Origin of the sequence: Rhodococcus parequi (assembly GCF_046042785.1) — a bacterium.
In the GTDB taxonomy this organism is placed as follows: Bacteria; Actinomycetota; Actinomycetes; order Mycobacteriales; family Mycobacteriaceae; genus Prescottella; species Prescottella parequi.
Genome location: NZ_JBDLNV010000006.1, coordinates 234,797 through 249,360 on the forward strand (window position 1 = coordinate 234,797; position 14,564 = coordinate 249,360).

At 68.7% G+C, this 14,564-nt stretch carries 15 protein-coding genes; 8 read left to right on the forward strand and 7 right to left on the reverse strand.

Annotation, left to right across the window (positions count from 1 at the left end; genetic code table 11):
• Positions 1–13: 13 nt before the first annotated feature.
• From ABEU20_RS18260 to ABEU20_RS18270, 3 genes are all read right to left on the reverse strand, one after another.
• A complete protein-coding gene (locus tag ABEU20_RS18260) occupies positions 14–247 on the reverse strand; it encodes a hypothetical protein (protein WP_420165795.1) in 234 nt (77 codons plus the stop codon).
• Positions 248–343: 96 nt separating this feature from the next.
• Positions 344–2,893, reverse strand: a complete 2,550-nt coding sequence (locus ABEU20_RS18265) for a LuxR C-terminal-related transcriptional regulator (RefSeq protein WP_420165796.1) — start codon at positions 2,891–2,893, stop codon at positions 344–346.
• A gap of 176 nt (positions 2,894–3,069) precedes the next feature.
• On the reverse strand, positions 3,070–3,465 hold the full coding sequence (locus ABEU20_RS18270; RefSeq protein WP_420165797.1) for a hypothetical protein: 396 nt from the start codon (positions 3,463–3,465) through the stop codon (positions 3,070–3,072).
• On the opposite strand from ABEU20_RS18270, the gene ABEU20_RS18275 reads away from it, so the two are divergent.
• On the forward strand, positions 3,456–3,989 hold the full coding sequence (locus ABEU20_RS18275) for a SulP family inorganic anion transporter (protein ID WP_420165798.1): 534 nt from the start codon (positions 3,456–3,458) through the stop codon (positions 3,987–3,989). The genes ABEU20_RS18270 and ABEU20_RS18275 overlap by 10 nt on opposite strands.
• Positions 3,917–4,075 (forward strand): sulfite exporter TauE/SafE family protein, encoded by a 159-nt coding sequence (locus tag ABEU20_RS18280; protein WP_420165799.1) that lies wholly within the window; start codon positions 3,917–3,919, stop codon positions 4,073–4,075. Before ABEU20_RS18275 ends, ABEU20_RS18280 begins: the two co-directional genes overlap by 73 nt.
• 2 nt (positions 4,076–4,077) lie before the next feature.
• Here the strand turns inward: ABEU20_RS18280 and ABEU20_RS18285 are convergent, their stop codons facing one another.
• A complete protein-coding gene (locus ABEU20_RS18285) occupies positions 4,078–5,274 on the reverse strand; it encodes a low temperature requirement protein A (RefSeq protein WP_420165954.1) in 1,197 nt (398 codons plus the stop codon).
• A gap of 135 nt (positions 5,275–5,409) precedes the next feature.
• On the opposite strand from ABEU20_RS18285, the gene ABEU20_RS18290 reads away from it, so the two are divergent.
• The 5 genes from ABEU20_RS18290 to ABEU20_RS18310 all read left to right on the forward strand — a co-directional run bounded on the left by ABEU20_RS18290 (position 5,410) and on the right by ABEU20_RS18310 (position 11,886).
• Positions 5,410–6,675, forward strand: coding sequence for an aspartate kinase (locus ABEU20_RS18290; RefSeq protein WP_420165800.1), 1,266 nt, complete (start codon positions 5,410–5,412; stop codon positions 6,673–6,675).
• A 6-nt stretch (positions 6,676–6,681) separates the two neighbouring features.
• Entirely contained in the window at positions 6,682–7,713 is a 1,032-nt protein-coding gene (locus tag ABEU20_RS18295) for an aspartate-semialdehyde dehydrogenase (protein WP_420165801.1), read from the forward strand.
• 288 nt (positions 7,714–8,001) lie between these two features.
• Positions 8,002–9,804 carry a BCCT family transporter gene (locus ABEU20_RS18300; protein WP_420165802.1) on the forward strand — a complete coding sequence of 601 codons (1,803 nt, stop codon included), beginning with the start codon at positions 8,002–8,004 and terminating at the stop codon, positions 9,802–9,804.
• A 170-nt stretch (positions 9,805–9,974) separates the two neighbouring features.
• The gene (locus ABEU20_RS18305; RefSeq protein WP_420165803.1) at positions 9,975–11,495 is read left to right on the forward strand and encodes an acyl-CoA carboxylase subunit beta; all 1,521 of its coding nucleotides are present in this window, start codon (positions 9,975–9,977) and stop codon (positions 11,493–11,495) included.
• A 22-nt stretch (positions 11,496–11,517) separates the two neighbouring features.
• On the forward strand, positions 11,518–11,886 hold the full coding sequence (locus ABEU20_RS18310; protein ID WP_420165804.1) for a RidA family protein: 369 nt from the start codon (positions 11,518–11,520) through the stop codon (positions 11,884–11,886).
• 14 nt (positions 11,887–11,900) lie between these two features.
• On the opposite strand, the gene ABEU20_RS18315 is transcribed toward ABEU20_RS18310, so the two are convergent.
• The gene (locus ABEU20_RS18315; protein ID WP_420165805.1) at positions 11,901–12,254 is read right to left on the reverse strand and encodes a hypothetical protein; all 354 of its coding nucleotides are present in this window, start codon (positions 12,252–12,254) and stop codon (positions 11,901–11,903) included.
• A 17-nt stretch (positions 12,255–12,271) separates the two neighbouring features.
• Positions 12,272–12,739 carry a DUF6069 family protein gene (locus ABEU20_RS18320; RefSeq protein WP_420165806.1) on the reverse strand — a complete coding sequence of 156 codons (468 nt, stop codon included), beginning with the start codon at positions 12,737–12,739 and terminating at the stop codon, positions 12,272–12,274.
• A gap of 307 nt (positions 12,740–13,046) precedes the next feature.
• On the opposite strand from ABEU20_RS18320, the gene ABEU20_RS18325 reads away from it, so the two are divergent.
• Positions 13,047–13,715, forward strand: a complete 669-nt coding sequence (locus ABEU20_RS18325) for a hypothetical protein (protein ID WP_420165807.1) — start codon at positions 13,047–13,049, stop codon at positions 13,713–13,715.
• An 81-nt stretch (positions 13,716–13,796) separates the two neighbouring features.
• Here ABEU20_RS18325 and ABEU20_RS18330 read toward each other — a convergent pair whose 3' ends face one another.
• Positions 13,797–14,378, reverse strand: a complete 582-nt coding sequence (locus ABEU20_RS18330; protein WP_420165808.1) for a hypothetical protein — start codon at positions 14,376–14,378, stop codon at positions 13,797–13,799.
• Positions 14,379–14,564 lie beyond the last annotated feature (186 nt).

Here is a 14,564-nt window from a genome sequence, read left to right on the forward strand (position 1 = left end):
GGTCCGGAAGCGCTCAGTCCGGAAGCCGTCGCATCTCGACGAGCGTGAGGCCGAGCGCGTCGAAGCGCGCGAGCATGCCGCGCAGTTCGGTCCGGCTGCGGACCGGACCGTACAGCGTGGTGTGGGCGTGCGCCGTCTTCGAGACCTCGAGCTCGGGGAAGGCCGCGAGGACCCGCTCGGACAGTTCGCCGCCGACGAGGAACGCGTACCGCACGGTGGCGGGCCATGCCGAGTCGGATGCGGCCATGACGTCTCCCCTCAGTCGATCGCGTGCCCACGTGATCTGTCGAGGATGCCGCGCGCGGGCGTCGCCCACCTCACCCGTCGATGGTGAATCCGAGCCTCACAGCAACCCGTGGGTGTGGGCGGCAGTGACGGCGTCCCGCCGGGTGGTCACCCCGAGCTTGCGGTAGATGCCGCGCAGATGCGTCTTGACGGTGTTCACCGACACGCAGAGGTCCGCTGCGATCTCCTCGGCGGTGCGCCACGTGGGCAGTTCCGCGAGCAGTTGCAGTTCGCGCTTGGTGAGTTTCTCGGCGGTCGCTACCGCGATCCGGGGCAGCGAGGCCCACACCTCGTCCGCGAAGCGATCGCGGGCCCCGAAGCGTCCACGGCTGGTGGACAGCAGCTCCAGGCTTGCCGGAGCCATGTCGTGGAACGGCCGCAGGACACGCTCGGGTGCGGCGAGGCGCAACGCCTCGCCGAGCGCGTCGTGCGCCCGTGCGTCGTGCGCTCGGCGCCGAGCGATCTCGGCCTCCACGAGCCAGGCCGTGACGACGTTCGTCGCTGCCACGCAGGGAGTCTCGCCGTCGAGTATCGGCTGCAGGGTGGCCCGGGCCCGCTCCAGCTGATTGCTGCACAGGAGCAGGACGGCCTCGAGCAGGTGCACGTCGCCGACCGGACCCAGCGCCGCGGAGGCGTTGGTGACCAGTTCGCGCGCCCACGTCGTCTCGCCGATGTGCAGGTACGCGAACTGGATCGACGGCAGGCACACCGCGATCAGTCCGGGAGGATGCGGGGCGGGGCGTCCCGACGTCGTGGCGGCGTGCAGCGCCGCCACCGCGGACCGGCGGTCCGGTGCGGTGTCGATGCCGAACAGGGCGGCGGCAACGGCGCTGTCCGAGTGGAACTGTGGGTCGACATCGGTCGCCGCAGCGACCAGCTCGCCGGCCCGCACCGTGTCGTTGCGGAGATACCGACACACCGCCTCGAGCAGGGTCGCGTCGCGGTTGTCGGCGGATGCGGAGGAGTCGGTATCGGTTGCAGCCGCGCGGCTCTCGCCGGCAAAGGAGTGTGCGTCGTCGAGCAGCCCTCGCGAGAGGGCGACGACGCCGAGTCCCGCCGACGCCTGTGCCGCCAGGTGGGGGGAGTCGAGCTCCCGGGCGCGCGCCCGGGCACGGCCCAGATTCTCCACGGCGCGGTCGAGGTGCCCGAGATGAAGATCGCTGTGCCCGCTGTGGAGGGCGGTGAAGGCGTCCAGGAGAAGGTCGCCCGACGGGGCGGTGTTCGCGGTCCGATCGGCGCGGAGCGCCTCCAGGTCGCCGGTGCGTACCGCGAGTTGCTGTCGCAGAGTGTCTTCGAGAAGTGCTGTGCGTGAGAGATTTCCGGCGCGTCGACTGCGACCGTCGATCGTCCCCAGCAGGCCGTCGGCGATCACCGGGTTGTCCGCATGCAGGTACGCGGCTGCGCGCACGAGACAGGTGATCGTCGCGTCTCGGATCGGAGGAGGGGTTCCGGCGAGCAGTCGCTCGATCGTCTCCCCGTGCCCGTCCAGGACCAGGGCGAGGCCTGATTCGGACAGCACGGTCTCCACGTCGGATGCGTCTCCCGCGGTCACCCCGTGCTCGAGGGAGAGCAGCGCGTCGCCGAATCGGGCGTACCAGCGCGCGGTCACGTGCTCGAGTTCGGCGACCGCCCGGCGGCCGAGCAGGCTGATCTCGGCGCGCAGGTAGCTGCGGAGCAGCGGGTGGTAGCGGAAGAGGGTGGGCGTGCTCTCGATCCGGCTGATCAGGAAGTTCCGGTGCTCGAGCAGATCGATGATCGCGTGGGCGTCGATGCACCCGGTGAGCTCCTCGGCCAGAGCCGCGGAGAATGTCTCGGGGACCGAGGTCTTGACGAGGAATTGCCGGATCTCGTCGCTCTGGCCGGCCAGGACCTGCTCGATCAAGTAGTCGGCCACCGCTCGGCGGCACCCGCTGAAGTTCTCGATGAGAGTGCTCGGGTTCGGGTGCCCCGCCAGCGACATACCGGCGAGCCGGATTCCGGCCGCCCAGCCCTCGGTGCGCTCCATCAGGGCCGCGAGATCGTGGTCGCCGAGCTCCACGTCGTGCTCGGCGAGCATGGCCGTCGCTTCTTCGGGAGTGAAGGCGAGGTCGTCGAACGTCACGTCGAGCACCCGGCCGTCGAGTCTCAGCTTCTGGAAGGCGAGCGGGGGTTCGAATCGGCAGCACACCACGACACGCAGTCGTTCCGGTGGCGCCCGCAGCAGCATCTCGAGTTGGGACAGCGCGTTCCGCTCGTGGAGCAGGTGCGCGTCGTCGACAACCAGCCAGACCGGCTCGTCCACCCCGTCCAGTGCCGCCTCGAAGGTGAAGTCCTGTGCCCGAGCGTGATCCAGGGCGACTGCACAGCCTTGCCGTAGTCGAGGGTGGCCGGCGTCGGCGAGCGCGCGAGCGAGTTCCGTTCGCAGGGCGTGCGGTGCGTTGTGCTCCTCGTCGACCGAGGCCCACGCGATGACCGGGTCGCCGGATCCTTCGCGCGTCCGATGCGCCCAGTCCGCGAGGAACGTCGTCTTTCCCGAACCCGCTGGTGCGCAGACCAGTACGACGGACACGGTGTCGTGGGGATCGGTGAACGCGGAGTCGAGAGCCTCGGACAGGCGCGTGCGAGACACGACGCGATCACTGCGTAACACCGGAATCGCGGTGCTCGCAGTGAAATTCCCGCCCTGCGCGATCGACACCCGACATGCCTCCCACATAAACGAGTTGTCATCCGGGACAAAAGGACGAACCGCCTGCAGCGGGGAAAGTCTAACCCGCGCAGGCGGTTCGTGTCGGCTATATCGAGTCAGTCGCGAGCCATCGCGGCCTGCATGTGCTTCTCGACGTCGACGTACGCGTCGTCGGCGATGTCGAATACCACCTTTGTCGTTTCGCCTCCGCGGAACCCGAAACGCGGCTCCGGGTAGGCACTCGACACCAGGTCCGCGCTGTCATACCCGATGCACAGTCCCTCACCGCACAGCGAGGAGTGTCCGAGCACCGCGCGGACCTGGTGCTCGCCGACCTGCTTGTCGTCGATGTACAGCCGCAGCGGTCCCACACCTTCGCGGTCGGGTCCCATTCCCTCCTTCGCGAACTCCACCCCGATGATGTGCTCGCCGGACGTCGGGACGGGCGCGTCTACGCGACCGTCGCCGACGCGCTGGCCGACAGCGCGGTGGACGAGAGCCCATGACGGCAACTCGGGAGACGGGCCGGCGACGCCAACGGTGCGACGGTGGTGCTGTCGATCGTGTCCGTCGCTGCGCTGCTCGTGATGGGGCGACTGGTACCGCGAGTTCCGGGTCTGCTCATCGTGTTGCGGTCGGCATCGCGCTGATCGCGTTCACCGGCCTCCGTGATCGTGGCGTCGCGCTCATTGCCGAAGTTCCACAGGGGATCCCGCTTCCCGGGGTACCGTCACTACACGACGTCGCGGATCTCCTGTCGGGGGCGCTGGCGATCTCGGTGATGGCGTTCCTGGAAACCGTCGCGGTAGCACGAGGGGTGCGACGGTCCACGGAACCTCAGATCGACGGTGATCGCGAACTGCTCGCGGTCGGTGTTGCGTCGGTAGCGGTTCGTTCCTCCACTCGTTGCCCCGGCGGGCGGTTTCTCGCAGTGTTGCTCTGGCCGCGGCGCACGACTTCCTGGTGCCGATCGGGGTCTACCTGGCGTTCGGGGACCGGGCGAAGAGCGCGCTCTCCGCCGTCAAGGAATGGATGATCACGCACGAGCGCCCGCTCACGCTCACCGTCTTCTTCGGATTCGGTGCGCTGTTCGTGGTCCGGAACGTGGTCGCGCTGATCTGAGATCAGGCCCGGATGGTGCGGCGGTGCTCCGCGAACGCGCGCGTCTCGTAGGAGATGAGCACCAGCAGCACCGCGGTGAGAATCCCGAGTGTGACGAGGGCCGGTAGGTGCCACACGACCGGAATCAGCACCACGAGCACGACGACGGTGACGGTGCGCGGGACGCTGAACGCACCCACCCCGGACAGCTTGAAGAGCACGAGCGCCGCCAGGTACAGCGCGGTCCCGCCGAACAGGGCCGCGAGCGGCCAGCCCTGCAGCGGATCGGTGAGCCGGTGGTGGTTGCCGTCGCCGACGTAGAACAGGATCTTCTTGAGTCCGAGGGAGAGCATCACGATGCCGATCACCATCGGCAGGTGCGCGTAGCTGTAGCAGCGCTGCGCGATCCGGATGCGCCGTCGGCCCTGTGCCTCCTCGAACGCGTGCTCGACCATCAGCGACGTGACGTCGAAGTACGCCCACCACAGCAGCGACGACACCGCCAGCCCCAGCAGTGACGCCACGACGATGGCCCACGTGATCGGCAGGCTCGCGACGCCGATGCCGATGGACACGATCGACTCGCCGAGCGCGATGATGACGAACAGGCCGTGCCGTTCCGCGAAGTGGCTCACCGAGCGGAGCCGCCAGTCGAGTCCGCCGACGAGCGTGCCCAGGTAGTCGCCGGCCAGGGCGAGGAACCACATGACCGTCTGCCACGGCCCGGTCAGCTGCGAGGCGATCAGCAGGAACGTCGTGCCGGTGAGCATCGACGGTACGAACCGTCTGACCTGGCCGCGCAGTTGCGGATCGTCCTTGCTGATCACCAGGAACATCAGGATGTGGAGCACTCGGACCGCGAAGTAGCCGAGCGCGAAGATCATGGGACCGTCGAGCCCGCCGGGCAGGTCGTCGAACGCCTCCGGAATCGTGAGCGCGACGATGAAGACCGCGGACATCGCCGCGAGCATCGCCACCCGCACGACGCCCTCGTCGGCGCGCACCAGGTTCGCCAGCCACGAGTAGCCGACCCAGCTCCACCACAGCACGGCCATCACGAGGATGCCGTGCAGAAGGTTGATCCCTGTGGGATCGTCGGCCATGAGGTCGGTGACTCTGGTGAGCGCGAACACGAACACCAGGTCGAAGAAGAGCTCGAGTGGGGAGACCGACGCGCGTTCCTCGGTGGGACGCGTGGTCAATCTGCGGGTGATGTCCACGGCGACGATGCTGCCACCCGCGCACCCGACGGGTGGCACGAACACTCGGTGAGGACGCCCTGCACTGTCGCGGGCACCCCTCGGTAAGCTCGACCACTGGACTGCATCAACCCATCTATCCGGAGGTACACACGCGTGGCTCTCGTCGTCCAGAAGTACGGGGGATCCTCGGTCTCGAGCGCCGAGCGCATCCGACGCGTCGCTGAACGGATCGTCGAGACCAAGAAGGCGGGCAACGACGTCGTCGTGGTCGTCTCGGCGATGGGCGACACCACCGACGAGCTGCTCGATCTCGCGCAGCAGGTGTGCCCGGTGCCGCCGGCCCGCGAGATGGACATGCTGCTCACCTCGGGTGAGCGCATCTCGAATGCGCTCGTCGCGATGGCGATCCACTCGCTCGGCGCGCAGGCCCGGTCCTTCACCGGTTCGCAGGCCGGTGTCATCACGACCGGCAGCCACGGCAACGCCAAGATCATCGACGTCACGCCGGGCCGTGTCCGTGCCGCGCTCGACGAGGGCTCGATCGTGCTGGTCGCCGGCTTCCAGGGCGTGAGCCAGGACAGCAAGGACGTCACCACCCTCGGTCGCGGCGGCTCGGACACCACCGCGGTCGCGCTCGCCGCGGCGCTCGAGGCCGACGTGTGCGAGATCTACACCGACGTCGACGGCGTCTTCACCGCCGACCCGCGCATCGTGCCCGACGCCCAGCGCCTCGACACCGTCTCCTTCGAGGAGATGCTCGAGATGGCCGCGTGCGGCGCCAAGGTGCTCATGCTGCGCTGCGTCGAGTACGCCCGCCGCTACAACGTGCCCGTGCACGTCCGCTCGTCATACACGACCAAGCCCGGAACGATCGTGTCCGGATCGATGGAGGACATCCCCGTGGAAGAAGCCCTGATCACCGGTGTCGCGCACGACCGCGGCGAGGCCAAGGTCACCGTTGTCGGCCTGCCCGATACGCCGGGCCACGCCGCCAAGGTCTTCCGCGCCATCGCCGAGGCCGAGATCAACATCGACATGGTGCTGCAGAACATCTCGAAGGTCGAGACCGGCAAGACCGACATCACCTTCACGCTGCCCAAGGCCGACGGCCCGCGCGCGGTCGAGAAGCTGACGGCCCTGCAGTCGGAGATCGGCTTCACGCAGATCCTGTTCGACGACCTCATCGGCAAGGTGTCGCTCGTCGGCGCCGGCATGAAGAGCCACCCGGGCGTCACCGCCAAGTTCTGCGAGGCACTCGCCGAGGCCGACGTCAACATCGACCTCATCTCGACGTCGGAGATCCGCATCTCGGTACTCGTCAAGGACACCGATCTGGACGACGCCGTGCGCGCGATCCACGCAGCTTTCGAACTCGGCGGCGAGGAAGAGGCCGTCGTACACGCAGGAACGGGACGGTAACCAGTCATGACCACCATCGCTGTCGTCGGTGCCACCGGCCAGGTCGGCATCGTCATGCGCGCCCTGCTCGAGGAGCGCAACTTCCCGGCCGACAAGGTGCGGTTCTTCGCGTCCGCCCGTTCCGCCGGCAAGACGCTCCCGTTCCGGGGTGAGGACATCGTCGTCGAGGATGCGTCCGCGACGTCCGACGAGGACCTGAAGGGCATCGACATCGCGCTGTTCTCGGCCGGTGCGACGCTCTCGCGTGCGCAGGCCCCGCGCTTCGCGGCCGCCGGCGCGATCGTCGTCGACAACTCGTCGGCGTGGCGCAAGGACCCCGAGGTCCCGCTCGTCGTGAGCGAGGTGAACCCGGAGGAGACGAAGAACCCGCCCAAGGGCATCATCGCCAACCCGAACTGCACCACGATGGCCGCGATGCCGGTCCTCAAGGTCCTGCACGACGAGGCGGGCCTGCAGCGCTTGATCGTCAGCAGCTACCAAGCGGTCTCGGGCAGCGGCATCGCCGGTGTCGAGGAGTTGGTCGGACAGGTCCGTGCCGTCGCCGCCGACGCCGAGAAGCTGGTCCACTCCGGTGCGGCCGTCGACTTCCCCGCGCCGGACAAGTACGTCGCGCCGATCGCGTTCAACGTCGTGCCGCTCGCCGGTGCGATCGTCGACGACGGCAGTGGCGAGACCGACGAGGACCAGAAGCTCCGCAACGAGAGCCGCAAGATCCTCGGCCTGCCGGACCTGCTGGTGTCGGGCACGTGCGTGCGCGTCCCGGTGGTCACCGGCCACTCGCTGGCGATCAACGCCGAGTTCGAGCGGCCGCTGTCGGTGGAGCGCGCCAAGGAACTGCTCGCGGACGCTCCCGGCGTCGAGCTGGTGGACGTGCCGAACCCGCTCGCGGCCGCCGGCGGCGACGTGTCCCTCGTCGGCCGGATCCGTCAGGACCCGGGTGCACCCGAGGGCCGCGGTCTGGCGCTGTTCGTCTCGGGTGACAACCTGCGTAAGGGTGCGGCGCTCAACACTATTCAGATCGCCGAGCTGCTCGTCTAGCTCCCCCGGCCCCTTCCTGCGCGCGCGCTCGCACCGGCCTTCCGGCCGGGGCGGGCGCGCACGCGGCGTCGCGCACCCAGACGGGGGAACGCGATCCGGCTCTCGGTTCGCCGACGATTGTTCGAATCGTCACGAACGTGGAACGAAATCGCAGGTCGGAACGATCGCGTGGGATCGGTGCCCAGCACCTCGCCGTTTTCTGTGTTTGCCTCGGTCACAGAGTTCGCCGAGGCCGCCGACTCGTGTGTTGTGCAGGCCCGGCTCGACGCACACGCTGAAGGGACCGACGTGGCAGCGATACGAGAAGCCTGGCGAGGGTTGAAGAAGCCGGTGTTCGTGCCGGCCTCCCTGGTGATTTTCGCGATGATCGCCTTCGCGGTCGTCTACTCGGGCACCGCGAGCGACGCGTTCGGCAGCCTGAACACCGCCATCACCGACGGCGTCGGATGGTGGTACGTGCTGGCGGCGACGGGATTCGTGCTGTTCGCCCTCTACTGCGGGCTCTCCCGGATCGGCAACATCCGACTCGGCGACGACGACGAGAAGCCCGAGTTCGGCATGCTGTCGTGGTTCGCGATGCTGTTCAGCGCCGGCATGGGAATCGGTCTCGTCTTCTACGGGGTCGCCGAACCGCTCTCGCACTATGTCGATCCGCCCGAGGCGGGGCGTGTCCCCGGCTCCACCGATGCGGCCGCCAACCAGGCGATGGAACTGACGCTGTTCCACTGGGGTCTGCACGCGTGGGCGATCTACGTGGTGGTCGGCCTCGGCCTGGCCTACATGACCTACCGCAAGGGGCGGCCGCTGTCGATCCGCTGGCTGCTCGAGCCGCTGCTGGGACGCAAGCGCGTCGAGGGGCCGATCGGGCACGCCATCGACGCGATCGCGATCGTGGGCACCCTGTTCGGTGTCGCGACGTCGCTGGGCTTCGGGGTACAGCAGATCTCGGCGGGCCTCGAATATCTGGGCTGGGTCGATCCCGACAACTGGTTCGTCGTCGGGCTCATCGTGATCGTCACCGGACTTGCCACCTTCTCGGTCGTCACCGGCGTGACCAAGGGGCTGCGGTGGCTCTCGAACATCAACATGGTCCTCGCGGCCGGCCTGGCATTGTTCGTCCTGCTGCTCGGTCCGACGCTGTTCCTGCTGCAGTCGTGGGTGCAGAACCTCGGCGGCTACACCCAGGCCTTCCCGAAGATGATGCTCCGCACGTCACCGTTCGCGGACGACGGGTGGGCCGGAACCTGGACGATCTTCTACTGGGGCTGGTGGATGAGCTGGGCGCCGTTCGTCGGCATGTTCATCGCCCGCATCTCGCGGGGCCGCACCGTCCGCGAGTTCGTATTCGGTGTCCTGCTGGCGCCGACACTGATCGGGTCGCTGTGGTTCACGGTGTTCGGCGACTCGGGGATCCTCCGCCAGCGCAATGACGGCGACATGCTCGCGGCCGACGGCTCGGTCGACACCAACACCACGCTGTTCCATCTCCTCGACGGCCTGCCGTTGGGGACGATCACCAGTGTGCTGGCGATCGCCGTGGTGGTGTTCTTCTTCGTCACGTCCGCAGACTCGGGCTCGCTGGTCATCGACATCCTCGCCACCGGTGGGGATCTCGAGACACCGAAGGTGACCCGCGTGTACTGGTCGGTGCTGGAAGGCGTCGCGGCCGCGGTGCTGCTGCTGGTCGGGGGCGCCGGATCGTTGACTGCCCTGCAGACCGCCTCGATCGCCACCGCGGTGCCGTTCTCGATCGTCATGGTGCTCGCGTGTGTGTCGATGCTCAAGGCGTTCCGCTACGAATTGGCCACCACTCCAAGGTATCTGCGGGTGTCGACGCGCGCCGGTGCGGACGGTGAGCCCGTACTCGCGCCCCCGAACGCGGACGGCGCGTCCCGTCGTCGGCCCGCCGGGGTGTCCGCGACGCTCGCCGGGTTGCCGCGGGCGTCCCGGGCCGGTGCGGGACCGGCGCCCGAACAGCACTTCGTCGTCGCGGTCCACGAACTGCCGTCGCACGCCGTCGAAGTGGACCCCGACACCGGCCGCCTGCACCACGCGGAGGCCGACGCCGTGCGGGACCCGCTGCCGCAGTGAGTGCCGCCGCGCGCGGCCTCGCGGTAGCGCCCGGCGTAGCCCCTCGGCGGTTGGTCGTCCGCCGTTTCCGGTGAGCGGGGGCGCCTGTTGCAGGCCCCCGCGTTCCCTCGTACATTCACCTCGCCGGTCGTCGACGTGACCCGGCTCACTCGGTGTCGAGGAGGTCGAGGGTGAATGCCGGAAACGGCGCCGACTGGGCGCCGCTGCTCGAGCGACTGGCCGAGCGGAGGGCGGCGGCCCGGGCGATGGGCGGCGCCGAGAAACTCGCGCGGTATCGGGCGACGGGGCGCCTCGACGCCCGCAGCCGTGTCGCCGGTCTGCTGGATCCGGAATCCTTCGTCGAGTTGGGGCCGCTCACAGGGAATCCCGCCATTCCCGCGGACGCATTCGTCGCCGGGTCCGGGACGATCGACGGCCGTCCGATCATGGTCGGCGCCGAGGACTTCACCGTCGCCGGCGGGTCGATCGGCACCGCGGCCGCGTCCAAGCGCGCCCGGGCCGCGCAGCTCGCTCTGCGTAACCGGGTGCCGCTCGTGATGATGCTCGAGGGTGCCGGACATCGCGCCACCAACGCGCTCGAGCGGAACCGTCCCGCGCCCAACGACCTTCAGGCGATGGCCGATCTGTCGGGGCTCGTGCCCACCGTGGCGATCGTGACGGGTCCGTCGGCCGGACACGGCGCGCTCGCCGCGCCGCTATCGGACTTCGTGATCATGGTCGGTGGGCACGGCGCGCTGTTCACCGCGGGCCCGCCGCTGGTCGCCGCTTCCACCGGCGAGCAGATCGACAAACAGACGCTCGGCGGTCCGCAGGTCGCGATCGACACGTCGGGTGTGGCGCACAATCTCGCGGAGTCCGACGACGCCGCGCTGGCGCTGGCCCGCCGGTACCTGTCGTACTTCCCGAGCAGCGCGTGGCAGCGGCCGCCGTGGGTGGGGCCGGACGGCGGCAACCACGACGTGGGGGAGCGGGCACTTCCGGAACTGCTCGACCTGATCCCGGTCAACCAGAAGCGACCCTACGACATGCGGGTGATGCTGGCGGCCGTCGCAGACGCGGGCACCGTCACCGAGATCCAGCCGACGTACGGGACGTCGATCATCACCGCGCTCGCGCGCATCGGCGGACATGCCGTTGCCGTCGTCGCGAACCAGCCGACGGTGACGGCGGGCGCGGTGACGGTGGCGGCCGCGGACAAGGCGGCGGCCTTCCTGCAACTCGCGGGCGCCTTCCACCTGCCGGTGGTGTTCCTCGCCGACAACCCGGGTGTGATGGCGGGCAGCGCATCCGAGAAGGCCGGCATCCTCAAGGCCAGTGCGCGGATGTTCGCGGCGCAGCACCGGCTGCGGACCCCGAAGTTCCACGTGACCGTGCGCAAGGCGTTCGGGTTCGGCAGTTCGGTGATGGGCGCCAACCCGTACGACAACCAGACGATGACGCTCGCCTTTCCCGCGGTCACCCTCGGCGGCATTCCCGCGGATGTCGGCGGACGCACCGCGAAGGAGGACGACGACACCCGCCGGGCGCTCGTGGAGAACGAGGCGTCGGGCCCGTGGGCGCTCGCGCAGACGCTGTTCTACGACGACGTCATCGACCCGCGCGAGCTGCGGAACATCCTGATCCGCGGGCTGGACGGGACCGTCCGGGACAGCACGGTCGAACCGGTCGCGCACCCCGGCTACCTGCGCTGACCTCGAAACGAAAGGAACACGGATGTCGAAGAACTGGGAAGAGGAGTACGGCTACTCGGACGCCGTACGCAGCGGCGATCTGCTGTTCTGCTCCGGCCAGGTCGGGCTCGAGGCGGACGGCAGCGCCCCGTCCGATCCGGAACGCCAGTACGACCTCGCCTTCGCGACGCTCGGCAGACTGCTCGCCGAACACGGTGCAGGGCCGTCGGATCTGGTGGAACTGATGAGCTTCCACGTCGACTTCCCCCGACACATGACCGAGTTCATGGCCGCGAAGGCGCGCTTCCAGAACGGTGCCCGGCCGGCCTGGACGGCGGTCGGGGTCACGGCCCTCGGGATGCCGGGCATCGTAGTGGAGGTCAAGGCGACGGCCCGGATCCCCGGCGCCTGACCGGTACGGCTCGGTTACGCAGCGCCGGAGACGAAGTCGTGCGCTTCGCGGGCGGCGTCGCGCCACATCGCGAGCGTGCCGTCGAGGTCGTCGTCGTCGAAGTCGAACGACACCCATTCCTTCATCGTCCGTCGGCCCATCGTGACCTCACGCGCGGTGCCCGCGGCGACGACCTCCTGGGCGCGTGCCCGCGGCAACTTGACGATCAGTCGATCGTCGTGGCCGAGGAACGCGAAGATTTTGCCGGACATGCGCAGGCCGGGACTGCGGAACATCGTCCCGAGTTCGACGCCGGGCTCCCGGAGAAACTCGGCAGCGAGTTCGTCGAGGAGCACGCGCGCCGGCCGGGAACCGCGGTCTGCGCGCATACCGTCGACCTTTCTCGTCACGCGCGTGCAGTGAACGTATTCTGCGCGGACGCCGCGACCCCCGACAGCAGCGAGACGATCGCGATGCCCACCACGAGGTAGATGGCGCCGCTGGCGATCTGCGACTTGGTGGTGGCGTCGACGCTGAACGGCCACAGCGCGGCAGCGGCCGTCGCGAGGACACCGATCCAGGTGAAGAACGTCGATGCGCGCGGCGTCGAGATCAGCAGCAGGTGCAGCAGTCCGGTGGCGATCAGTGCCGCGATCGCGGAGTAGACGGCCACGGTGGTGACCTGCGAGTCCCACGGGGTGTGTGGCGGTGTGATCACCGGGGCGTCGATCGGGCCCCGCACGGCCAGTACCCCCACCACCGCGGCGAGCGCGGCGACGATCGCGGTGGCGATGCCGCCCGCCCACAGTCGCCGCCAGTTGACTGCGGTCCGGGTGACTCGAACCGTCGATTCCGCGCTCGTCGAGTGGGTCATCGAGTGCTCCTTACGGATCTCGGCCGGATGTGCCCTGCTGTTCAGGCTATGCCCGGAGCCGTGGTTCGCGGGCGTGCTCGGGGAGAATCGTGGCCGGACCGAACCGAACGTCACCGAAGGGTGAAATCGAAGGGTGAATTCTGTCCTGTTCCGGCGATTGGAGCGGATCGAAAATCATTGCCTCTCTTGGCCGGATCGCATTGACGAGACAATCGTGACCCGTGCAAACTTTCGCAGCGGCGCGAACGACGGGGACGCGCTTGCCACCGCGGGTGGCATCGTTTCGATCGAATCGAGAACAGTGAACATGAAGCGCATCGCCCTGGCCTCCCTCGCGCTCGGCGTGGGTCTGGTCGCGGCTCTTCCGGGGATCGCTTCGGCGCGGTCGGACGACTCGGTCGCGGGAACGTTGGTCAACACCTGTGACCCGATGGGGAACGCCGGCGGCATCTGGGTCGAGCTGTGGGACGACTCGGGCCGAATCGATTCGGTGGCCACCGATGCCGAAGGGGACTATGCCTTCGTCGACAGGGCGCCCGGCAACTATGTCGTCAAGCCTTACATCGGTGCGGGCTGCGGCGCCTTCCCCGGAACACGGGCGGTGGACACCACCGATGGACCGGTCTACGACGTCGACTTCCGTGTCACCACAGTCCACGACATCACCGGGACGGTGACCGGATGCCCCGAAGGTGCGGGCGTGGGCACGTCCGGAGTCACGGTGAATGTCAGCGACGACAACGGTCTCCTCGCGACCACCGAGACCAACGAATTCGGCTTCTACTTCTTCCAGTGGCTCGAGGCGAAGACCGACTACACCGTCGAGGTCGTCCCGCCGGCCGGCTGCGGCGCCGACGACCCGACCCGGTCGATCGATCTGGACCTGGGCAACGCGAATCTCGTCGATTTCCAGCTCGTCCCGCAGTACGCGGGCTCCTTCCAGAGCGTCTTCTCCGGATTCGCCTTCGGCAGCTGACCACCCGACTCCCTGGGGAGGGAAACGGCGCCGACACCCGATCGGGTGTCGGCGCCGCCCAGGGAAGCGCGAAAGGCTGCGTTACTGAGCCGGGGCCGTGGAGCCGAGGGGCAGACCAGCGAGCAGATCGCCGAGGTCGGCGGGCAGCAGATCCTGGAGGCTACCCAGGTCGAGGTCGGCCGGCAGGAGGTCCTGCAGGCTGCCGAGGTCGACGCTGCCGAGCAGGCCACCGACGGGCACGATCTGCGGGTCACCGACGGCGGGCAGTTCCGGGTTGGTGAGCGAAATGCATTCACCCACAACTGCGTACACGCCGTCGCCGAGATCGGTCGTGAACGTGTCCTCGGCTCCGGCGCCCACTCGATCGGCGACATCCGTCTGCCACGACAGGAAACCAGGCTCCGTGATCTTGCTCGGATCCGCCTGCAGGGCTGGCAGCTTGGTTGCTTCGAGCGCGAAGGCGCCGCAGCTGGTGGTGGGGTCCTCGTTGGTGTTGGCGACGGTGACCGAGAGCGTGTTGCCCTCGACGCCTGTCGTGACGGTCGGGCTGGCCAGCTCGACCGGTTCGGCCGAGGCCAGGGCGGGTGCCGCGAGCGCTGCCGCGGCGACGATCGCAGCCCCGCCGAACGCGTGACCGAGAGTCTTCCGATTACGCAACTGCATGTTCATCCCCTTCCAAATGTGAACCATCGGAACGTGATCCAGGTTGGCGTAATCCCGAGACCAAGATCTCCGAGGCCAAGATCACCTCTCCACCATTGACGCAGCACGCCGGGCCTGCAACAGCAAAGTCGGTCAGAGGGGGCGTATCCGACGTGCGCGCGGACCGCGACACGGCCGCCGCGTCGT